At 53.7% G+C, this 22,225-nt stretch carries 21 protein-coding genes and 1 other annotated feature; of the genes, 15 read left to right on the forward strand and 6 right to left on the reverse strand.

The features are described 5' to 3' along the window. Positions 1-121: 121 nt before the first annotated feature. On the reverse strand, positions 122-1,789 hold the full coding sequence (gene ettA / locus RT644_RS20830; protein ID WP_071925297.1) for an energy-dependent translational throttle protein EttA: 1,668 nt from the start codon (positions 1,787-1,789) through the stop codon (positions 122-124). Between the two features lie 214 nt (positions 1,790-2,003). On the opposite strand from ettA, the gene sltY reads away from it, so the two are divergent. Next, positions 2,004-3,944 carry a murein transglycosylase gene (gene sltY, locus RT644_RS20835; RefSeq protein WP_313627930.1) on the forward strand — a complete coding sequence of 647 codons (1,941 nt, stop codon included), beginning with the start codon at positions 2,004-2,006 and terminating at the stop codon, positions 3,942-3,944. Positions 3,945-4,018: 74 nt separating this feature from the next. Further along, positions 4,019-4,348, forward strand: coding sequence for a trp operon repressor (gene trpR / locus RT644_RS20840; protein WP_017457853.1), 330 nt, complete (start codon positions 4,019-4,021; stop codon positions 4,346-4,348). Here trpR and yjjX read toward each other — a convergent pair. Further along, positions 4,339-4,854, reverse strand: a complete 516-nt coding sequence (gene yjjX / locus RT644_RS20845) for an inosine/xanthosine triphosphatase (RefSeq protein ID WP_045510035.1) — start codon at positions 4,852-4,854, stop codon at positions 4,339-4,341. The two genes, trpR and yjjX, sit on opposite strands and share 10 nt — an antisense overlap. Before the next feature lie 98 nt (positions 4,855-4,952). Between yjjX and gpmB the strand changes: the two genes are divergently transcribed. Then, positions 4,953-5,600: a 2,3-diphosphoglycerate-dependent phosphoglycerate mutase GpmB gene (gene gpmB / locus RT644_RS20850; protein WP_020456479.1), complete on the forward strand. Its 648-nt coding sequence runs from the start codon at positions 4,953-4,955 to the stop codon at positions 5,598-5,600. Here the strand turns inward: gpmB and robA are convergent. Continuing rightward, a complete protein-coding gene (gene robA / locus RT644_RS20855; RefSeq protein ID WP_313627933.1) occupies positions 5,597-6,472 on the reverse strand; it encodes an MDR efflux pump AcrAB transcriptional activator RobA in 876 nt (291 codons plus the stop codon). The two genes, gpmB and robA, sit on opposite strands and share 4 nt — an antisense overlap. Positions 6,473-6,686: 214 nt before the next feature. On the opposite strand from robA, the gene creA reads away from it, so the two are divergent. Genes creA through creD form a run of 4 tightly spaced genes read left to right on the forward strand, consistent with a single transcriptional unit; the run spans position 6,687 to position 10,716 of the window. Continuing rightward, complete coding sequence (gene creA, locus RT644_RS20860) at positions 6,687-7,160, forward strand: protein CreA (protein WP_020456481.1); 474 nt, start codon at positions 6,687-6,689, stop codon at positions 7,158-7,160. 5 nt (positions 7,161-7,165) lie between these two features. Next, a complete protein-coding gene (gene creB, locus RT644_RS20865) occupies positions 7,166-7,861 on the forward strand; it encodes a two-component system response regulator CreB (protein WP_313627935.1) in 696 nt (231 codons plus the stop codon). Continuing rightward, entirely contained in the window at positions 7,861-9,285 is a 1,425-nt protein-coding gene (gene creC, locus RT644_RS20870; RefSeq protein WP_313627937.1) for a two-component system sensor histidine kinase CreC, read from the forward strand. The genes creB and creC overlap by 1 nt, the downstream gene beginning before the upstream one ends. Before the next feature lie 57 nt (positions 9,286-9,342). Beyond that, positions 9,343-10,716: a cell envelope integrity protein CreD gene (creD, locus tag RT644_RS20875; RefSeq protein WP_313627939.1), complete on the forward strand. Its 1,374-nt coding sequence runs from the start codon at positions 9,343-9,345 to the stop codon at positions 10,714-10,716. A 41-nt stretch (positions 10,717-10,757) separates the two neighbouring features. Here the strand turns inward: creD and arcA are convergent, their stop codons facing one another. Beyond that, on the reverse strand, positions 10,758-11,474 hold the full coding sequence (gene arcA, locus RT644_RS20880; RefSeq protein WP_003856501.1) for a two-component system response regulator ArcA: 717 nt from the start codon (positions 11,472-11,474) through the stop codon (positions 10,758-10,760). A gap of 94 nt (positions 11,475-11,568) precedes the next feature. Between arcA and yjjY the strand changes: the two genes are divergently transcribed. The 6 genes from yjjY to thrC all read left to right on the forward strand — a co-directional run bounded on the left by yjjY (position 11,569) and on the right by thrC (position 17,838). Continuing rightward, positions 11,569-11,709 (forward strand): protein YjjY, encoded by a 141-nt coding sequence (yjjY, locus tag RT644_RS20885; protein ID WP_086870418.1) that lies wholly within the window; start codon positions 11,569-11,571, stop codon positions 11,707-11,709. A 398-nt stretch (positions 11,710-12,107) separates the two neighbouring features. Then, entirely contained in the window at positions 12,108-12,794 is a 687-nt protein-coding gene (locus tag RT644_RS20890; RefSeq protein ID WP_045510026.1) for a tRNA/rRNA methyltransferase, read from the forward strand. A 211-nt stretch (positions 12,795-13,005) separates the two neighbouring features. Beyond that, positions 13,006-13,074, forward strand: coding sequence for a thr operon leader peptide (thrL, locus tag RT644_RS20895; RefSeq protein WP_110093700.1), 69 nt, complete (start codon positions 13,006-13,008; stop codon positions 13,072-13,074). Continuing rightward, positions 13,013-13,130 (forward strand) — a sequence feature (Thr leader region). It overlaps the preceding gene by 62 nt. A gap of 24 nt (positions 13,131-13,154) precedes the next feature. Beyond that, positions 13,155-15,617, forward strand: coding sequence for a bifunctional aspartate kinase/homoserine dehydrogenase I (gene thrA / locus RT644_RS20900; RefSeq protein WP_313627942.1), 2,463 nt, complete (start codon positions 13,155-13,157; stop codon positions 15,615-15,617). A gap of 1 nt (position 15,618) precedes the next feature. Beyond that, on the forward strand, positions 15,619-16,548 hold the full coding sequence (gene thrB, locus RT644_RS20905; RefSeq protein ID WP_313627944.1) for a homoserine kinase: 930 nt from the start codon (positions 15,619-15,621) through the stop codon (positions 16,546-16,548). A gap of 3 nt (positions 16,549-16,551) precedes the next feature. Further along, positions 16,552-17,838 (forward strand): threonine synthase, encoded by a 1,287-nt coding sequence (gene thrC, locus RT644_RS20910; RefSeq protein WP_020456488.1) that lies wholly within the window; start codon positions 16,552-16,554, stop codon positions 17,836-17,838. Positions 17,839-17,880: 42 nt separating this feature from the next. Here the strand turns inward: thrC and yaaA are convergent, their stop codons facing one another. Continuing rightward, on the reverse strand, positions 17,881-18,654 hold the full coding sequence (gene yaaA / locus RT644_RS20915; protein ID WP_313627946.1) for a peroxide stress protein YaaA: 774 nt from the start codon (positions 18,652-18,654) through the stop codon (positions 17,881-17,883). An 80-nt stretch (positions 18,655-18,734) separates the two neighbouring features. Beyond that, complete coding sequence (locus RT644_RS20920) at positions 18,735-20,165, reverse strand: sodium:alanine symporter family protein (RefSeq protein WP_313627947.1); 1,431 nt, start codon at positions 20,163-20,165, stop codon at positions 18,735-18,737. Between the two features lie 298 nt (positions 20,166-20,463). On the opposite strand from RT644_RS20920, the gene tal reads away from it, so the two are divergent. Continuing rightward, positions 20,464-21,417: a transaldolase gene (tal, locus tag RT644_RS20925; RefSeq protein ID WP_017457867.1), complete on the forward strand. Its 954-nt coding sequence runs from the start codon at positions 20,464-20,466 to the stop codon at positions 21,415-21,417. Positions 21,418-21,524: 107 nt separating this feature from the next. Next, positions 21,525-22,106, forward strand: a complete 582-nt coding sequence (gene mog, locus RT644_RS20930; RefSeq protein WP_313627949.1) for a molybdopterin adenylyltransferase — start codon at positions 21,525-21,527, stop codon at positions 22,104-22,106. Positions 22,107-22,225 lie beyond the last annotated feature (119 nt).

Raw genomic sequence — 22,225 nt, forward strand, 5'->3', positions numbered from 1 at the left:
TCTGAATCGCGGCAAAGATAGTATAAAAACAAAAAAACTTTTTTATGCGTTTATTGTAGAGGAATTCACTGAGCATTTGGGAGTGAAGCGAATGGGTTTCCCCATTCGCTTTTGTGTCGGCTTATTTGGCGATACGTTTGTACTTAATACGCTTCGGCTCCAGCGCATCTGCGCCCAGCGTGCGTTTCTTATACTCTTCGTATTCGGTGAAGTTGCCTTCGAAAAACTCCACTTTGCCCTCATCCTGGTAATCCAGAATATGGGTGGCGATACGGTCAAGGAACCAGCGGTCGTGCGAGATAACCATCGCGCAGCCCGGGAATTCAAGCAGGGCGTTTTCCAGCGCGCGCAGGGTCTCGATATCCAGGTCGTTGGTCGGTTCATCAAGCAACAGCATGTTGCCGCCAACCTGTAACAGTTTTGCCAGATGCAGACGACCGCGCTCACCGCCGGACAACTCGCCCACGCGTTTACCCTGGTCGGTGCCTTTAAAGTTGAAGCGGCCAACGTACGCGCGGCTCGGCATTTCGGTGTTACCGATGCGCATAATGTCCAGCCCGCCGGAAACTTCTTCCCACACGGTTTTGCTGTTATCCATCGCGTCGCGGAACTGATCAACCGAGGCCAGTTTGACGGTTTCTCCCAGTGTAATGGTGCCGCCATCAGGCTGCTCCTGACCAGACATCATGCGGAACAGCGTCGATTTACCGGCGCCGTTCGGCCCGATAATGCCGACAATCGCGCCTTTCGGCACGGAGAAGGACAGACCATCAATCAGCTGGCGATCGCCGTAAGACTTGCTGAGGTTGCTGACTTCAACCACTTTATCGCCCAGGCGAGGTCCCGGTGGAATAAACAGTTCGTTGGTTTCGTTACGTTTCTGGTATTCAGTGCTGTTGAGCTCTTCAAAGCGCGCCAGACGGGCTTTGCCCTTAGATTGACGGCCTTTCGCGCCCTGACGCACCCACTCAAGCTCTTTCTCAATGGATTTACGACGCGCCGCTTCCTGAGAAGCTTCCTGCGCCAGACGCTGATCTTTCTGTTCCAGCCAGGAAGAGTAGTTGCCTTCCCACGGAATACCTTCACCGCGGTCAAGTTCGAGGATCCAACCGGCGACGTTATCGAGGAAGTAACGGTCGTGGGTAATCGCCACCACGGTGCCTTCGAAGTCGTGCAGGAAGCGCTCCAGCCAGGCAACGGATTCGGCGTCCAGGTGGTTGGTCGGTTCGTCGAGCAGCAGCATATCTGGCTTTTCCAGCAGCAGACGGCACAGCGCGACGCGGCGGCGTTCACCACCAGAAAGATTGGCAATCTTTGCATCCCAGTCTGGCAGGCGCAGCGCATCGGCGGCGCGTTCCAGTTGCACATTCAGGTTATGCCCGTCATGCGCCTGGATAATCTCTTCCAGCTTGCCTTGTTCTGCCGCCAGCTTGTCGAAATCCGCTTCTGGATCGGCATACAGCGCATACACTTCATCCAGACGTTTCAGGGCCCCGACCACTTCGGATACGGCTTCTTCAACCGATTCACGTACGGTCTGCTCCGGGTTCAACTGCGGTTCCTGCGGCAGGTAACCGATCTTAATGCCTGGCTGCGGGCGGGCTTCACCTTCGATGTCTTTATCGATGCCGGCCATGATGCGCAGCAGGGTAGACTTACCGGCACCGTTAAGACCCAGCACGCCGATTTTTGCGCCCGGGAAGAAGCTTAGCGAGATATTTTTCAGAATATGACGTTTCGGCGGGACAACTTTGCCGACACGATGCATGGTATATACGAATTGAGCCACGTTGGACTTCGCCTCTTTGTAATGAGAGTGGTATTCAACAGCGGAGTGTAGCCGTTTTCGTTGCTTAATCCCAGCCAGCCGCGCCAGGTGTGTTAAATCACGCCAGAAAGGTAAAAAAGTGTGCGCAACGTGGCGCGTTACGAGTTGCGCGGTTAGCATTAACGCATTACGCGGCATGACGCTGCAAAAACGTGACAGATAAGAGGAAAGAGCTGTGCAGAGAGCTAAACATGTCGCCTGGCGATTCGCGGCGGCCTGCGTTTGTTTGCTGTCCCTCAGCAATGTGGCGCGAGCAGATTCACTGGATGAACAACGTAACCGTTACGCGCAGATAAAAACCGCATGGGACAACAAACAGATGGACGTGGTGCAGCAATTGCTGCCCACGCTACAAACGTATCCGCTTTACCCGTATCTGCAATATCGTCAGATTACCGACGATCTGATGAATCAACCCGCAATTACGGTGACCAACTTTGTGCAGGCCAACCCGACGCTTCCGGCGGCGCGCACGCTGAAATCTCGCTTTGTTAATGAACTGGCCCGGCGGCAAGACTGGCGCGGGCTGCTGGCGTTCAGCCCGGAGAAACCTGCGACTACCGAAGCACAATGTAACTACTACTTTGCCAAGTGGAATACCGGTCAGGCAGACGAAGCCTGGGCAGGTGCGAAAGAGCTGTGGTTAAGCGGTAAAAGCCAGCCCAACGCGTGCGATCAGCTGTTTGGCGCATGGCGCGCTTCCGGGAAACAGGATCCGCTGGCGTTTCTGGAGCGTATTCGCCTGGCGATGAAAGCGGGTAATACCAAACTGGTGACACTGCTGGCCGGGCAGATGCCGCCTGATTATCAAACCATTTCGGCGGCTATCATCAACCTTGCCAATAATCCATTGAGCGTAATGTCCTTTGCTACCACCACCGGCGCAACGGATTTTACCCGTCAGATGGCGGCGGAAGCCTTTGAAAGCGTTGCGCGTCAGGATGTCGAAAATGCTCGCTTAATGATCCCGTCGCTGGTGCAAGCACAACAGTTGAATGAGGAACAAACCCAGACGCTGCGCGATATTGTCGCATGGCGATTGATGGGCAATGACGTCACCAGCGATCAGGCGCGCTGGCGTGATGATGCAATCATGCGCTCGCAATCGGTCTCTTTGCTGGAGCGCCGGGTGCGTATGGCGATTGGCAACGGCGATCGTCGTGGGCTGAATACCTGGCTTTCGCGCTTGCCGATGGACGCAAAAGAGAAAGACGAGTGGCGCTACTGGCAGGCGGATTTGTTGCTGGAGCGCGGACGTGAGGATGAAGCTAAAGAGATCCTCCACGCCCTGATGAAGCAGCGCGGTTTTTACCCGATGGCAGCCGCCCAGCGGTTGGGGGAAGATTACTCGATGCAGATAGACAAAGCGCAGGGAAATGTCTCCCCAACGCTGACGCAGGGCGCAGAAATGGCGCGCGTTCGTGAGCTGATGTACTGGGGGCTTGATAACACCGCGCGCAGTGAGTGGGCGAATCTGGTGACCAGCCGCACCCAGCAAGAGCAGGCGCAGCTGGCGCGTTATGCCTTTAATCAGCACTGGTGGGATCTGAGCGTGCAGGCCACGATTGCCGGCAAGCTATGGGATCAACTTGAAGAGCGTTTCCCGCTGGCGTATAGCGATCTTTATGCCCGCTACACCAGTGGAAAAGGGATTTCGCAAAGCTATGCGATGGCGATATCGCGCCAGGAGAGTGCCTGGAACCCAACGGCGCGCTCCCCGGTTGGCGCGGCAGGTTTAATGCAGATTATGCCGGGTACCGCCACGCACACGGTGAAGATGTTTAATATTCCCGGCTACAGCAACTCTGGCCAATTGTTTGATCCGGAAACGAATATCAACATCGGCACCAGCTATCTGCAATATGTTTATCAGCAGTTTGGCAATAACCGTATTTTCTCGTCGGCAGCCTATAACGCCGGGCCGGGAAGGGTGCGCAGCTGGCTGAACAACAGCGGCGGCAAACTGGATGCGGTGGCGTTTATTGAGAGCATCCCGTTCTCGGAAACGCGCAGCTATGTGAAAAACGTGCTGGCTTATGATGCTTATTACCGCTATTTCCTGAGCGGAGATAAGCCGGTTGTCTTTAATGATGCTGAATGGCAGCGCCGTTATTGATTTCCGTGGTTTATGCTATGATGTGTACTCGCTAAAGAGTACACATCAGTAAACCTTTAACATGGCGGCAAATTATGACTCAGCAATCACCCTATTCCGCAGCGATGGCCGAACAGCGCGATCAGGAGTGGCAACGCTTCGTTGATCTGGTTCGGCAATCTTATGAAAAGGATCTGCACATTCCGTTGCTTAATCTGATGCTTACGCCAGATGAGCGCGAGTCGTTGGGCACAAGAGTGCGGATCATTGAAGAACTGTTGCGCGGCGAGATGAGCCAGCGTGAGCTGAAAAGCGAGCTGGGGGCAGGTATCGCGACCATTACTCGTGGTTCAAACAGCCTGAAAGCTGCGCCTGCGGATTTACGTTTATGGCTGGAGCAGACGCTGCTGAACACTCAGCGATAAATCGCGTTGTGAAATGGGCTGAGCGCCAGAATCACCGCCTGGTGGTAAACGCTTTCGCGCGTGAGTTTACCGGCAGTGAAAACGCCGATGGCACCCTCTTTGCGGCCGATCTCATCAATTCCGCTATAACGCGACATTACTGGCCCGAGCGCTTCACCGGCGCGCACTTTCTGCAAAATGATCTCCGGTAGCGGCAGCGTTGCCGAGCGGGCTTCACCTTTCTGATGATTGCTTTCAATAACCACCCAACTAAACGTACTGCCCTCGTCGATCCCGGCTTCGATAGCTACCCAGAAATCCGCTTCGGGGCGCGCATGGCGGGCATTGGCCACTCGATTTCGTGCGCCAGTACGCGTTTCTTCACTGCCAAACGGCTGTTCCGGTACGCCGCTATCGACGGAAACGGCGTCTATATGGCAGGATCCTTCGCCGAAGATCTCGTTAAAAGCGTGCAGAATCGCCCGAATTTTCGCGGGATTGGTGGTAGCTGAGACAACATGGTGCATAATCAATAACGGTATGTTCGGAATGAGACGCGTTCTTTACCCCGGACAGAGACCTTCCTCAGATAATAAATTCATCGCAGTATAATGGATAAAAAAGCATGTTACAGGTATACCTTGTTCGCCACGGTGAAACGCAGTGGAACGCCGAGCGTCGTATTCAAGGCCAGTCAGACAGTCCGTTAACCGAAAAAGGGGAGAAGCAGGCGTGGCAGGTGGCTGAGCGCGCAAAAGCGCTGGGCATTACCCACGTTATTGCCAGCGACCTGGGCCGAACCCGCCGGACGGCTGAGATCATCGCTGAAGTCTGCGGTTGCGATATCACCTTTGAGCCGCGTTTACGCGAGCTGGACATGGGCGTGCTGGAACGCCGTCATATCGATTCCCTGACTGAAGAAGAAGAGAGCTGGCGTCGCCAACTGGTGAATGGCACAGCCGATGGCCGCATTCCCGATGGTGAATCGATGCAGGAGTTAAGCGACCGTATGCACGCGGCGCTGGCAACCTGCCTGGAGCTTCCCGAAGGAAGCCGCCCGTTACTGGTTAGCCACGGTATGGCGCTGGGCTGCCTGGTGAGCACGATCCTTGGGCTGCCGGCTTATGCAGAACGCCGCCTGCGCCTGCGCAACTGCTCCATTTCCCGTATTGATTATCAACAAAGTCCGTGGCTGGCTTCCGGCTGGGTGGTGGAAACCGCAGGAGACGTCTCGCATTTGGACGCCCCAGCGCTGGATGAGTTGCAGCGTTAACGGCGAATGGGCACCAGATACTCGCAGCGGATGTGCGCCGGCGGCTCGCCATCTTCGCGCGGTTCTTCATGCTGCGGGTAAAAATGCTCAATATCCTGGCCTTTACGGCGCGTGAGATTAAGCATCGGCATGCACGTTCCGTAAACGGTCAGGATGAAATCCTGAAAACCGTGCGGTGAACCTTCATAGGCGAAGGAGATGTAGTCGCCGCCTTCCAGCAACACCGGCTGCGCGTTGCTCAGATAGCCGTTCGCCATCTCCGGCGTTAGCGCTGTGGTGTAAAACACTTCCTGTTCGTCATCTTTTTCCAGACTCGGGCGCGGCTCGTGCAGGCCATACATTTCCGGTGGAATTTTCGGTGAATTGCTCAAAAATTCCCGCCAGAACTGAATGCGCATTTGATTACGGAAATTGGAGATCTCCTCCAGCGCGCAGGTGTAGCTCTGGGTGGTGCCAATAAGATGCATTGGTGGCAGGGTGACAAAATCATGTTTTGGCATGGTAAATTCGCCAAGACGCATCGGCGGGCGAATGCCAAACGCGCTCCAGTCTGGTGAACGGCGATAGAGCGCAGGGGTGACAGCAAACTGTTTTTTGAAAGCGCGGGTGAAGGTCTGTTGCGAATCAAAGCGGTATTGCAGTGCAATATCCAGAATGGGGCGGGCAGTCAGGCGCAGAGCAACGGCGGATTTTGACAGACGACGCGCGCGAATGTAAGCGCCGATGGCATGACCGGTCACGTCTTTAAACATCCTTTGCAGGTGCCACTTGGAATAGCCCGCTTTTGCCGCCACATTATCCAAAGCGAGCGGCTGATCCAGATGGCTTTCCAGCCAGGAAAGTAAGTCGCGAATGATCCCAGCCTGATCCATACAATATCCTCTTCCTTAAAACAGCATTAACGCCTGATACCAGGCAACGGATAATAACGGGTTTTGAGGTGTTTAGCATTCGGTGTTTTTTTTGTGCACAAATACGCATTGTGACTGATTTTCATCATAAATTTTGTAAATTAGTGATCTGCAAACAGTTTCTCATTTAAAAGCTGAATAGTTGCTCAACGTAATATTCAAAAATGGTAACAATATGAAATATACAAAGTTAATCCTTCCTGCATTAGTGTTGGCCACGCTGGGCTCTGCACATGCAGAACAAATTGGTTCCGTGGATACCGTGTTTAAAATGTTTGGGCCGGATCACAAAATTGTGGTCGAAGCGTTTGATGATCCTGATGTGAAAAATGTCACCTGTTACATCAGCCGGGCGAAAACCGGTGGTATCAAGGGTGGGCTGGGGCTGGCGGAAGATACGTCCGACGCGGCTATCTCTTGCCAGCAGGTTGGTCCGGTTGAGTTGAGCGATAAAATCAAAAACGGTAAGGCGCAGGGCGATGTGGTTTTCCAGAAACGAACATCGTTAGTCTTCAAGAAATTGCAGGTGGTGCGTTTCTATGACGCGAAACGTAACACTTTGGCATATTTAGCTTATTCCGATAAAGTGGTCGAAGGATCGCCGAAAAACGCCTTAAGCGCGGTACCCATTATTCCCTGGAGTAAATAAGCCCAATGTCTACGCCGCAACCGCAGATCTGGCTGGTAGAGGATGAAGCCAGCATCGCTGAAACGTTGATTTACATGTTGCAGCAGGACGGTTTTGCCGTCACCGCGTTTGAGCGAGGTTTGCCGGTGCTGGATGCGGCGCAGCATCGTCTGCCTGAGCTGGCTATTCTGGACGTCGGCCTGCCGGATATCAGCGGTTTTGAACTGTGTCGTCGGCTACTGGCGCGCGCGCCCGCGTTGCCGGTGCTGTTTCTTACCGCGCGCAGCGATGAAGTCGACAAGCTGCTGGGGCTGGAGATGGGCGCGGATGATTACATTGCCAAGCCCTTCTCACCGCGTGAAGTATGCGCCAGAGTGCGCACGGTGTTGCGCAGGTTGCAAAAAGCATCTCTTCAAAATGAAATGCGGCGAATCGGCCAGTTTGAGTTGGACGAGGATGCCGCGATTATTCGCTGGTGCGGCGAAACGCTGCTGCTAACCCGCTACGAATTTCTGTTGTTGAAAACCTTACTGTTGGCACCAGGACGTGTTTTTTCTCGCCAGCAATTGATGGATCAAGTCTGGAGCGATGCTCAGGAGAGTTTCGATCGCACCGTCGATACTCATATCAAGACCTTGCGCGCCAAGCTACGCGCCATCAATGCTGAACTTACTCCTATCAATACGCATCGCGGTATGGGCTACAGCCTGGGGATCCGCTGATGCGCATTGGCATGCGCCTGTTGCTGGGGTATTTCCTGATCGTGGCAGTTGCCGCATGGTTCGTGCTGTCAATCTTTGTTCAGGAGATCAAACCCGGTGTACGACGCGCCACCGAAGGTACGCTTATTGATACCGCGACGCTGCTGGCGGAGCTGGCTCGCGAAGATTTACGCTCTGGTCACGCGCAGGATGGGCGCCTGGCGCAGGCTTTCTCGACGTTAAATCACCAGCCAATCAATGCGCATATCAGCGGGATCCACAAAGTTCGCAATGAGTATCACGTCTACATGACCGACAGCACCGGGCGCGTGGTGTTTGATTCGTCAGGAAAGGCGTTGGGTCAGGATTACTCACGCTGGAATGATGTCTGGCTGACGCTGCGCGGGAATTACGGTGCACGTAGCTCGCTGGCGGATGCCAGTAACCCGCAGAGTACGGTGATGTATGTTGCCGCCCCGGTGACCGATCAAGGCCGCATTATCGGTGTAATCAGCGTGGGTAAGCCAAACAGCGCGATGGATCCGGTGATTAAACGCAGCGAGCGACGCATCTTATGGGCCGGCGGCGCGCTGCTGGGCATTGCGTTGCTCATTGGTGCGGTCATGGTCTGGTGGATCAATCGCTCCATTGGCAAGCTGGCGCGCTACGCTGATTCCGTTACCGAAAACCGTCCGGTTCCTTTACCCGATTTAGGAAGCAGTGAGCTGCGTAAACTGGCGCAGGCGCTGGAAAGTATGCGTGTGAAACTGGAAGGCAAAAATTATATCGAACAGTATGTTTACGCCCTGACGCATGAACTGAAAAGCCCGCTGGCAGCCATTCGCGGCGCGGCGGAGATTCTGCGCGAAGGGCCGCCGCCAGACGTCGTGGCGCGTTTTACCGACAACATTCTTACGCAAAATAGCCGTATGCAGAACCTGGTTGAGAAGTTGTTACACCAGGCGAAACTGGAAAACCGGCTGGAAATTGCGTTTGCGGCAGTGGATGTCGGTATGCTTTTTCGCCAGTTGCAGGAGCAACGCAGTGTGGTGTTGTCGGCGAAAGGCTTAACTCTGCAGATTGACGCTGCTGATGCTGTGGCAGCAGGGGATAGCGAACTGCTGGCCCAGGCGTTGGGTAATTTACTCGATAACGCCATTGATTTTACGCCGCCTGGCGGTGTGGTGGCGTTACGCGCCAGCCAGGAAGCTAACGCGCTGGTGTTAACGGTCAGCGACAGCGGTTCAGGTATCCCGGATTATGCACTGCAGCGCGTTTTTGAACGCTTCTACTCGCTGCCGCGAGCCGACGGGCAAAAAAGCAGTGGGCTGGGGCTGGCGTTTGTCCAGGAAGTCGCGCGGCTGCATCATGGTGATATTCGCGTTCTGAACCGCCCGCAAGGGGGTTGCGAAGCCCGGCTGTCACTTCACCCACACTTCACATAACTTCAAATCCTTCACACATAGCCTCACTACTCTGCGCACATCACTAAGGAGAAGGCTATGTTGAAATCCCCCCTGTTCTGGAAAATGGTAACGCTGTCAGGTTGTCTTTGTGTTCTGCTTGTCCCGCTGACGCTGCTGAGCGGCTTAATTGGCGAACGCGCGAATTATCGTAACGATGTGACGGATACGCTGCGCCAGAGCAGCGCTGGCAGTCAAAAATTGGTCGGGCCGTTGATCGCCATCCCGGTGACTGAAACGGTGGTTTCCCTGGAAAAAGCTAACGATAACGAGGCCCCCAAAGAGGTGCGGCGTAAACAAAGTTATCTTCGTTTTTGGTTGCCAGAATCGCTGATGGTTAACGGCAAACAGCAGGTCGAAACCCGCAAGATCGGCATTTATGATGGACAAATCTGGCACAACGACATTGAGATCAACGCGGAATTCGACCCAAAGCGGCTGGATATCAAAGCCGATGAAAATATCTCCCTTGGCGAGCCATTTCTAGTTTTAGCGTTGAGTGATTCGCGCGGTATTGGCCAGTTGCGTACCACCAGGTTGAATGGCGAGACACTCAGCGTTGAACCAGGAACCGGACTGGCAAGCGATCTACAGGGTGTGCATATGCCGTTGTCGACGGCGAATTTGCAGCAATCGCTAAAGCTGACTATGGCGTTTAGTTTGAGCGGAACGGGTGATTTTTCCGTGGTGCCGCTGGGGCGGAATAGCGAGATGACACTGAATGGCGACTGGCCGCATCCGGGTTTTATGGGCGATTTTCTGCCGGAAAAACGCACGGTGAGTGCCAGTGGTTTTCAGGCGCACTGGCAAAGTAGCTGGTTTGCCAACAATCTGGACAGCAAAATGCGTACTGCCGGGGTGCTGTCTGCCAGCAAAAGTTGGGAATTGCCTGCTTTCAGCGTCAACATCGCCACACCTGCCGATCAGTACCAGTTGACCGACAGAGCGGTTAAATACGCGATTTTGCTGATCGTACTGACTTATCTGGCGTTTTTCGTTTTTGAGAGTTTAACTGCGCGGCAGATGCATCCGATGCAATATTTGCTGGTGGGGTTATCGCTGGTGATGTTCTACCTGGTGCTGCTGGCGCTTTCTGAACATACCGGCTTCACCATTGCCTGGGGGGTTGCCAGCCTGCTCGGTGCACTGCTGAACGGTGTCTATTTACAGGGCGTATTGAAAAGCTGGCGTGCGGGTTTGTCGTTTAGTATTGCGCTGTTAGTGCTTGATGCGGTGATGTGGAGCCTGTTGAACTCCGAAGATAATGCGCTGTTGCTCGGCACCGGTGTTCTGTTTATCGCCTTGAGCGCTGTGATGGTGTTGACGCGCAAGATCGACTGGTATGCGCTTTCTGGTTCGGTGAAGAAAATACCGCAATCAGTGAGTGACGAAGAATTACGCATCTGGAAATAAAAAAGCGGCGCTTTGCGCCGCTTTTTTATCATTATTCTGGCTTATTCCTGCAAATCACCGCAGAAGCGGTAACCTTCACCGTGAATGGTGGCGATGATTTCCGGGGTATCCGGCGTCGATTCGAAATGTTTACGAATACGGCGGATAGTCACGTCGACCGTACGATCGTGTGGCTTCAATTCACGGCCGGTCATTTTTTTCAGCAACTCCGCACGAGACTGGATTTTGCCTGGATTTTCGCAGAAGTGCAGCATCGCGCGGAATTCGCTGCGCGGCAGCTTATACTGCTCGCCGTTCGGGCTAATCAGTGAACGGCTATTGATATCCAGTTCCCAGCCGTTGAATTTGTAGCTGTCAACGCTGCGGCGTTCTTCGCTGACCGTGCCCAGATTCATGGTACGGGACAGCAGGTTGCGCGCGCGAATAGTCAGTTCGCGTGGGTTAAACGGTTTGGTGATGTAGTCGTCGGCACCAATTTCAAGGCCCAGAATCTTATCGACTTCGTTATCACGGCCCGTCAGGAACATCAGCGCGACATTCGCCTGCTCACGTAATTCACGCGCCAGCAAAAGACCGTTTTTACCCGGCAGATTGATATCCATGATCACCAGGTTGATATCATTTTCAGAAAGGATTTGATGCATTTCAGCGCCATCTGTCGCTTCAAAGACATCGTAGCCTTCTGCTTCGAAAATGCTTTTTAACGTGTTGCGTGTTACCAACTCGTCTTCAACAATAAGAATGTGCGGGGTCTGCATGTTTGCTACCTAAATTGCCAACTAAATCGAAACAGGAAGTACAAAAGTCCCTGACCAGCCTGGTGCATGTCGAAAATTAACATGACGGCGTAACATGACTAAAGTACGTAATTGCGTTCTTGATGCACTTTCCATCAACGTCAACAACATCATTAGCTTGGTCGTGGGCACTTTCCCTCTGAACCCGACAGTGTCAAAAACGGCTGTCATCCTAACCATTTTAACAGCAACATAACAGGCTAAGACGTAAATGACACCCAATAAAACTACGCTTCGTTGACATATATCAAGTTCAATTGTAGCACGTTAACAGTTTGGAGAAATCTTGATAGCCAAATGCTAGCGTTTCTTACAATTTTTCAATAAACCAACTAGTTGCGCATATTAATTGATAAACAGGGCGAATCCAATACAAGTGGGAAATTCTGTATTAAAATGCCATGAATAAACATAGGGATAAGTCCCTTCTGTTAACATCTTAGCAGGTAATATCGCTGATAAATAGTTTAGCTTTTTTTAACCGTAGACAAGGGCTAAATCAGTGATTTGTGTTACATAATTGTAAATTCGCACCGCGTAGTATGATGACAAAGGTCACATTTCCCCGTGGTCTCAGGAAGAAGAGAAAGTAAAATGCAATTGGCTGTTGTTCTTGTGTCCCCCGCGCGAGCGGAAAATGTCGGTGCCGCTGCCCGCGCTATGAAGACCATGGGGTTTAGTGATTTGCGTATCGTTGATAGCGAGGCGCACTTGCAAGAAGGCGCGCGCCGCGTGGCGCACGGCTCGGGCGATATCCTTGATAATATTAAAACTTATGCAACCCTTGCGGATGCTCTGGTGGATATCCCCTTTACCATCGCCACCACGGCGCGCAGCCGGGCGAAATTCCATTACTACGCGACACCAGCGGAACTGGTTCCCTTGTTACAAGAGAAAAGCACATGGTTGAGTAGTGCTGCGCTGGTGTTTGGCCGTGAGGATTCCGGGCTTACCAATGAAGAGCTGGCGTTGGCAGATATTTTAACGGGTGTTCCGATGGTAGCGGATTATCCTTCACTTAATCTCGGCCAGGCGGTGATGGTTTTCTGCTATCAATTAGCATCTTTAATACAACATACTCCGAAAGAGGCAGCCCCGGTTGACGGTAATCAGTTGCAGGCGCTGCGTTTGCGAACTCGCGGATTACTGGAAAAATTAGGCGTGGCGGATGACATTAAAATGGCCGACTGGCTCGATCAGCGTCTTGGTCTGCTGGAACAGCGTGACACCGCAATGTTGCATCGTTTGCTGCACGATATCGAAAAAAAACTCGCCGAGTAAATCGCTTTCATAACGTTTTTTTATAGTTAAAGTCACTGCGATATATGACGAGAATGATCCTAATAGGTTGAAAGTGACGTCTGTTCCAGCGCAGCCGGGAATAACGGCAAAAGGGCGAAAAATAAAAATAAATTGACTTGAGCAGGCAGATACTTTAACCAATATAGGCATACAGCACAGACAGATAATGATTACAGAGCACACAACATCCATGAAACGCATCAGCACCATTACCACAATTACAACCATCACCATTACCACAGGTAACGGTGCGGGCTGACGCGTACAGGAAACACAGAAAAAAGCCCGCACCTGAACAGTGCGGGCTTTTTTTTCGACCGGAGATTAAGGGGTAAAACCATGCGAGTGTTGAAGTTCGGCGGTACGTCAGTGGCAAATGCGGAGCGTTTTCTGCGTGTTGCCGATATCCTGGAAAGTAATGCCAGGCAGGGGCAGGTGGCCACCGTGCTTTCTGCCCCGGCGAAAATTACTAACCATCTGGTGGCAATGATCGAAAAAACGATCGGCGGCCAGGATGCGATTCCGAACATTAGCGACGCCGAGCGTATCTTCGCCGACCTGCTGCAAGGGCTGGCGGATGCGCAACCGGGCTTTCCCCTCGCACAATTAAAAGCTTTTGTTGAACAAGAGTTCGCGCAGATCAAACACGTTCTGCATGGTATCAGCCTGCTCGGCCAGTGCCCGGACAGCATTAACGCGGCATTAATTTGCCGTGGTGAGAAACTCTCCATCGCCATCATGGCGGGGTTACTGGAAGCGCGCGGTCACAAAGTCAGCGTTATCGATCCGGTTGAGAAATTGCTCGCGGTCGGCCATTACCTTGAATCAACGGTCGATATCGCTGAATCTACTCGCCGTATCGCCGCCAGCCGTATTCCTGCGGATCATATGGTGCTGATGGCTGGTTTCACCGCCGGGAATGAAAAGGGTGAACTGGTGGTGCTTGGGCGTAACGGTTCCGACTATTCTGCTGCCGTACTCGCGGCCTGTCTGCGCGCAGATTGTTGTGAGATCTGGACCGATGTCGACGGCGTTTATACTTGCGACCCGCGCCAGGTGCCAGACGCCAGGTTGCTCAAGTCGATGTCGTACCAGGAAGCCATGGAGCTTTCCTACTTCGGCGCCAAAGTTCTTCACCCCCGTACCATCACCCCCATCGCACAGTTTCAAATTCCTTGCCTGATCAAAAACACCGGAAACCCGCAAGCACCGGGTACGCTGATTGGCGCGACCTCTGATGAAGATGACCTGCCGGTAAAAGGCATTTCGAATCTGAATAACATGGCGATGTTCAGCGTCTCCGGTCCGGGGATGAAGGGCATGGTCGGCATGGCGGCACGTGTGTTTGCCGCGATGTCGCGCAACGGCATTTCCGTTGTGTTGATCACCCAGTCGTCCTCGGAATACAGCATCAGCTTCTGTGTGCCGCAATCCGATTGCGCCCGAGCCCAGCGAGCCATGAGCGAAGAGTTCTATCTGGAATTGAAAGAAGGCCTGCTGGAACCGCTGGCGGTAATGGAGCGTCTGGCGATCATCTCTGTTGTCGGCGACGGTATGCGCACATTGCGCGGGATTTCGGCGAAGTTTTTTGCGGCGCTGGCGCGCGCAAATATTAATATTGTGGCGATTGCTCAGGGCTCCTCCGAACGCTCAATCTCCGTAGTCGTTAGCAACGACGATGCCACCACTGGCGTGCGCGTCACGCACCAGATGCTGTTTAACACCGACCAGGTGATCGAGGTGTTTGTGATTGGCGTCGGCGGTGTCGGCGGTGCGCTGCTGGAACAGCTTAAGCGCCAGCAAACATGGCTGAAAAACAAACATATTGACCTGCGTGTTTGTGGTGTGGCGAACTCGAAGGCGCTGCTGACTAATGTTCACGGCCTGAATCTGGATAACTGGCAAGCGGAAATGGCACAAGCCAAAGAGCCGTTTAACCTGGGCCGCCTGATTCGCCTGGTGAAAGAGTACCACCTGCTGAACCCGGTGATTGTTGACTGTACTTCCAGCCAGGCGGTGGCTGACCAGTATGCGGATTTCCTGCGGGAAGGTTTCCACGTTGTGACGCCGAACAAAAAAGCCAACACCTCATCGCTGGATTATTACCACCAGTTGCGTCGCGCGGCGGAAAAATCGCGGCGTAAATTCCTGTACGACACTAACGTTGGTGCGGGCTTGCCGGTGATTGAAAACCTGCAAAACCTGCTGAACGCCGGGGACGAGCTGCAGCATTTCTCCGGTATTCTTTCCGGTTCCTTGTCGTTTATTTTCGGCAAGCTGGATGAAGGGGTGAGCCTGTCGGCGGCAACGAATCTTGCCCGTGAAATGGGCTATACCGAGCCGGATCCGCGGGATGATCTCTCTGGTATGGATGTGGCGCGTAAGCTGCTGATTCTGGCGCGCGAAACCGGTCGTGAACTGGAGTTGTCGGATATCGTCATCGAACCGGTGTTGCCGGCGAGTTTTGACGATTCAGGCGATGTTGAGAGTTTCATGGCGCGTCTGCCGGAGCTGGATGATGATTTTGCCGCGCGAGTCGCAAAAGCGCGCGATGAAGGTAAGGTGCTGCGTTATGTCGGCAACATTGAAGAAGATGGCACTTGCCGGGTGAAAATCGCGGCTGTTGATGGCAACGATCCGCTGTTCAAAGTGAAAAACGGCGAGAACGCGCTGGCGTTCTACAGCCATTATTACCAGCCGTTACCGCTGGTGCTGCGCGGATATGGCGCGGGTAATGATGTGACGGCAGCGGGCGTGTTCGCCGACCTGCTGCGCACCCTGTCCTGGAAGTTAGGAGTCTGAGATGGTGAAGGTGTATGCTCCGGCCTCCAGTGCCAATATGAGCGTGGGTTTTGATGTGCTTGGCGCGGCGGTTACGCCTGTGGATGGCACATTGTTGGGCGATAATGTCAGTGTGGAAGCAGCCGATCATTTCAGCCTGAAGAATGTGGGCCGCTTCGCCAGTAAATTACCGACTGACCCGAAAGAAAATATCGTTTATCAGTGCTGGGAACTGTTTTGTCAGGAGATCGGCAAGCAGGTTCCCGTCGCGATGACGCTGGAAAAAAACATGCCGATAGGCTCGGGGCTTGGCTCCAGCGCTTGTTCGGTGGTCGCGGCGCTGGTCGCCATGAATGAGTTCTGCGGTAAGCCGCTGAACGAAACACGCATGCTGGCGCTGATGGGCGAGCTGGAAGGGCGTATTTCCGGTAGCGTGCATTACGATAACGTCGCGCCTTGCTACCTCGGCGGCATGCAATTGATGATCGAGGAAAGCGGCATTATCAGCCAGCAGGTGCCAGGCTTTGATGAGTGGCTGTGGGTTTTGGCGTATCCAGGCATTAAAGTCTCGACAGCCGAAGCGCGCGCGATCCTGCCAGCGCAATATCGCCGCCAGGATTGCATTGCTCATGGTCGCCACCTGGCGGGCTTTATCCATGCTTGCTACAGCCGTCAGCCTGCGCTGGCAGCAAAATTAATGAAAGATGTGATTGCCGAACCGTACCGCATGAAATTGCTGCCGGGGTTTGCGGAAGCACGTAAAGCAGTGGCGGATATTGGCGCGCTGGCCTGCGGGATCTCGGGTTCCGGACCAACGCTGTTTGCCTTGTGCGACAAGCAGGATACCGCTCAGCGCGTTGCCGACTGGCTCGGCAAGCACTATCTGCAAAATCAGGAAGGCTTCGTTCATATTTGCCGGCTGGACACGGCGGGCGCTCGCGTAGTGGGATAACCAATGAAACTTTACAACTTAAAAGATCATAACGAACAGGTCAGCTTTGCGCAGGCCGTCACCCAGGGGCTTGGCAAAAATCAGGGGCTGTTCTTCCCGCACGATCTGCCGGAATTTAACCTGACCGAGGTCGATGAGATGCTGGCGCAGGATTTCGTCACCCGCAGTGCGAAAATCCTTGCGGCGTTTATTGGCGATGAAATTCCTGAGGATGCGCTGGAAGCCCGCGTGCGTGCCGCGTTTGCTTTCCCTGCGCCGGTAAAACCGGTGGAGAGCGACGTTGGCTGCCTGGAGCTTTTCCACGGACCTACGCTGGCATTTAAAGATTTCGGCGGGCGTTTTATGGCGCAGATGCTGAGTGCTATCAGCGGCGACAAACCGGTGACCATTCTCACGGCGACGTCTGGCGATACGGGCGCTGCGGTGGCACATGCCTTCTACGGAATGAAGAACGTGCGTGTGGTGATCCTCTATCCGCAGGGCAAAATCAGCCCGCTGCAGGAAAAACTGTTCTGTACATTGGGCGGCAATATCGAAACTGTCGCTATCGATGCGGATTTCGATGCCTGCCAGGCACTGGTTAAACAGGCATTCGATGATGAAGAGCTGAAAACGGCACTGGGCTTGAACTCGGCAAACTCGATCAACATCAGCCGTCTGCTGGCACAGATTTGTTATTACTTTGAAGCGGTTGCACAACTGCCGCAGGAAGCACGCAATCAACTGGTGGTTTCCGTGCCGAGCGGTAACTTCGGTGATCTGACCGCCGGTTTGCTGGCGAAATCTCTGGGGCTGCCGATCAAGCGTTTTATCGCCGCCACCAACGCCAATGACACGGTTCCGCGCTTCCTGAAAGAGGGGCAATGGCAGCCTAAAGCGACGCAGGCGACATTGTCGAACGCGATGGATGTGAGCCAGCCGAATAACTGGCCGCGTGTTGAAGAGTTGTTCCGTCGTAAGATCTGGCGCTTAAACGAGCTGGGTTATGCAGCGGTGGATGACGAAACCACGAAAGCCACGATCCGCGAGCTGAAAGGCAAGGGCTATATTTCTGAACCGCATGCTGCCATCGCTTACCGTGCGCTGCGCGATCAACTGCAACCGGGCGAGTACGGCCTGTTCCTCGGTACCGCGCATCCGGCGAAATTCAAAGAGAGTGTTGAGGAGATTCTGGGAGAAACCCTGCCGCTGCCAAAAGAGCTGGCCGATCGCGCCGACTTACCACTGCTTTCGCATCAGTTGCCTGCGGATTTCTCCGCCCTGCGCCAGTTGATGATGAGCAAAGCGTAATGTCTCTGTTTCCCCTGCCTGCTGGCAGGGGAAACATAACGCTTACTGCTCGTGACGCTTAAACACCATTTCGTCCTGCGCGGACGCTTCTTCATCAAAGAAATACCCTTCGCTATCAAACCCCGCTAACTGCTCCGGTTTCGTCAAACGCTGTTCAATGATGTAGCGGCTCATCAACCCACGCGCTTTTTTGGCGTAGAAGCTGATGACCTTAAACTTGCCATTCTTCTCATCAAGGAACACAGGTTTGATTACCCTTGCTTTCAGTTTCTGGGTTTTGACCGAGCGGAAATATTCGTCAGAGGCCAGGTTGATAACAATATCGTCGCCCTGGGCGGCAACGGCGTCGTTGAGTTTGTGGGTAATGGTATCGCCCCAGAATTGATACAGATCCTTACCTTTGGCGTTCTCCAGCCGGATGCCCATCTCCAGCCGGTAAGGTTGCATCAGATCCAGCGGGCGCAGCACGCCGTATAATCCGGACAGCATGCGCAGATGCTGCTGCGCAAAGTCGAAATCCGCCTCGCTGAAGGTTTCCGCCTGCAGACCGGTGTAGACGTCGCCTTTGAAGGCCAGAATCGCCTGGCGCGCATTTTCCGGGGTGAAATCAGGCTGCCAGTCGTGAAAGCGGGTCGCATTAAGATCGGCGAGTTTATCGCTGATGCCCATCAGCGCTTTGATTTGCGGCGCAGAAAGTTTGCGCGCGGTCTTAATCAATTGCTGGGCGTGATCCAGCAGTTCCGGCTGGGTGAAGCGCGTGGTCGCCAGCGGGCTTTGGTAATCGAGTGTTTTAGCAGGTGAAATCAAAATCAGCATACTCAGTCCTTGCTGTGCGAGAAATTTCCGCTGACTTTAGCAAAAAAACCAACAGACTTGATCGATAGTTGCGATTAGCGCTACGAACGGGGAATGTCATCCCAGCTCCCTGGCGCCAGCTGGCGTTTGATCTCCGGGTAGCGCTCCGGATCAAAGACCGGCATGACGCCAAGTTTACGCTGGCGCTGGTAATCACGCGCCAGCAGTCTCACCACTGGCGAAAGCAACAGGATCGCGGTCAGGTTGGTAATAGCCATCAACGCCATCATCACGTCGGCGACGTGCCAGATTAGCGGCAGGCTGAAAAACGAGCCCATTAGCACCATCAGCAAAACAGCTGTGCGCAGTAACCAGATATTCCTTGCGCTATTACGGCGCAAAAAGATCAGGTTGTTTTCCGCGTAGGTGTAGTTCGCCACAATCGACGTAAATGCAAACAGCGCCACGATGGCGGCAACGAAACCCGCGCCCCAGCTTCCTGTCAGCGACACCATCGCCTGCTGCATCAATTGCGTTCCGCCGATCGCGCCTGTAGCTGGCGCATTTCCCGCAAGCAGCAGAATAAACGCGCTGGCGGTACAGACCAGAAAAGTATCTGTCACGACGCCAATCATCTGCACAAAACCCTGGGCGACAGGATGTGGTGGCCATGATGCGGCAGTGGCGGCGGCGTTGGGGGACGATCCCATACCCGCTTCATTCGCGAGCATGCTACGTTGAAAACCGCTGGTGATGGCCTGGCTCAGGGTGTAAGCCATGGTTCCGGTTGCTGCTTCCTGCCAGCCAAAAGCGCTTTTGACAATGTTCACAAGAACCGCAGGCAGCAGATTGGCATGCCACAGGCTGACGCCAAAACTCACGACAATCCAGGCCAGCGCCATTACCGGCACCATCCACTGCATCAAGCGCGCAACGTTGTTAAGCCCTTTGAGCATGAACAGAAAAGCACACGCAGCAAGCGCGATCCCACTGATAAACCCGGGCACGTTCCACGCATAACGCGCGGCTTGTGCCATCGCCGTGGATTGAATGGTGTTAAACACCAGACCGTAGGTGAGCAGCAAAAAGATGGAGAACAGCACGCCCATCCAGCGCATGCCCAGCCCGCGTTCCATATACCATGCCGGGCCACCGCGCAGCTGCTGATTGTCATCACGCTCTTTGTACAATTGCGCCAGCGAACATTCGGCAAAGCTAATGACCATGCCAATGATGGCGGAAACCCACATCCAGAAAATCGCTCCTGGGCCGCCGGTGGTCAGTGCAAACGCCACGCCCGCCAGGTTACCGCTGCCGAGCCTTGTCGCAAGGCTCAGGCATAATGCCTGATACGACGAGAGCGCACCAGGCTGTGCAACTCGGCTGCTTTTCAGACTTTGGCCAAAATCGCGAATGAAACGGAAGGGGACAAACCGGCTGCGGAACGCAAACCAGATACCTGCCGCCGCCAGCAGGTAAACCATCAATGAACCCCAAAGGATTTCACTGATGAATGAGAAAAATTCAGGCATTAACATTCCTCTTGTTGATGCCGGGGGGGGGGCCTGGGGCGTGGCTACAGGAGTGTATGCATCACTTCGCAGGCAATTAATTAAGTGAGTTTACCATACAATTTTCAGAGCATTGTCTGCGGTTGCGCTGGCAAGGCGTCGTGTTATCATCATGGGCAGACCGGTTACATCCCCCTAACAAGTATACTCGTCATACTTCTCGTTGAGGTGCGCTGGCTGCGTTAATGCGCCAGGCGCAGCAACGCGTCGTCGGTCTTAGCGTGGAGTATTAGGGTATCGTTTAAAGAGAAATATTATCATGACGGATAAATTGACCTCCCTGCGTCAGTACACCACAGTCGTGGCTGATACCGGAGATATCGCGGCAATGAAGCTGTACCAGCCGCAGGATGCAACAACTAACCCTTCTCTGATTCTTGGGGCTGCCCAAATCCCTGAATACCGCAAACTGATTGACGACGCCGTGACCTGGGCGCGTAGCCAGAGCAGCGATCGTGCGCAGCAGGTTGTTGATGCAACAGACCGACTGGCAGTGAATATCGGTCTGGAAATCCTCAAACTGATCCCTGGCCGTATCTCCACCGAAGTGGATGCGCGTCTCTCTTACGACACCGACGCGTCCATCGCGAAAGCAAAACGCCTGATCAAAATGTACAACGATGCGGGTATCAGCAACGATCGTATCCTGATCAAACTGGCGTCCACCTGGCAGGGCATCCGCGCTGCAGAACAGCTGGAAAAAGAGGGTATCAACTGTAACCTGACGCTGCTGTTCTCCTTTGCACAGGCGCGCGCATGTGCTGAAGCGGGCGTGTTCCTGATCTCTCCGTTCGTGGGCCGTATTCTCGACTGGTACAAAGCCAATACCGACAAGAAAGAGTACGCACCGGCAGAAGATCCGGGTGTGGTTTCCGTTACGGAAATCTACCAGTACTACAAACAGCACGGTTACGAAACCGTGGTAATGGGCGCAAGTTTCCGTAACACCGGCGAAATTATTGAACTGGCGGGCTGCGACCGTCTGACCATCGCGCCGGCACTGCTGAAAGAGCTGTCTGAAAGCGCGGGCACCATTGAACGCAAACTCGCTTACACCGGCGAAGTGAAAGCGCGTCCTGAGCGCATCACCGAAGCGGAATTCCTGTGGCAGCACAACCAGGATCCGATGGCGGTTGATAAACTGGCGGACGGTATCCGTAAGTTTGCCGTTGACCAGGAAAAACTGGAAAAAATGATCGGCGATCTGCTGTAATCATCAGGCGTGGCCGGGTTCCCGGTCACGCTTCTTCTCTCTGCTCTGTTTGCCTTTCCCCTCAGCGTGTATCATTTCGTTAAATTGTTTTTTTGCACGGAATGAATATGGACACACTACGCATTGGTTTAGTTTCGGTTTCCGATCGCGCCTCCAGCGGCGTTTATCAGGACAAAGGTTTGCCCGCACTGGAAGCGTGGCTGGCGAGCGCCCTGACAACCCCTTTTCAGATTGAAACTCGCCTGATCCCGGATGAGCAAAGCATTATCGAACAAACCCTGTGCGAGCTGGTGGATGAAATGAGTTGCCATCTGGTGCTGACCACTGGCGGAACCGGGCCTGCGCGCCGCGATGTAACGCCGGATGCAACGCTGGCGGTAGCCGATCGCGAAATGCCCGGGTTTGGCGAACAGATGCGGCAAATCAGCCTCAATTTTGTGCCGACCGCGATCCTTTCCCGCCAGGTCGGTGTGATCCGCAAGCAGGCGCTGATCCTCAATTTGCCCGGCCAGCCGAAATCCATAAAAGAGACGCTGGAAGGGCTTAAAGATGAAGATGGTACAGTGAAAGTGCCAGGTATTTTTGCCAGTGTACCGTATTGTGTACAGTTGCTAGACGGGCCATACGTCGAGACAGATCCGCAAGTTGTAGCATCTTTTAGGCCTAAGAGCGCGAGGCGTGAAATTTAATCCTAAAAAAGATTCTTTTCTGAGATAAGCAGTGCCGTCTATGGAGTGTTAATTTATTTACGGTATAGTAATTTTTAATTTACAGGATCCGTAATAATTAAATTAACACTTCCTCTTTA

The organism is Kosakonia sp., assembly GCF_032104925.1.
Lineage (GTDB): Bacteria > Pseudomonadota > Gammaproteobacteria > Enterobacterales > Enterobacteriaceae > Kosakonia.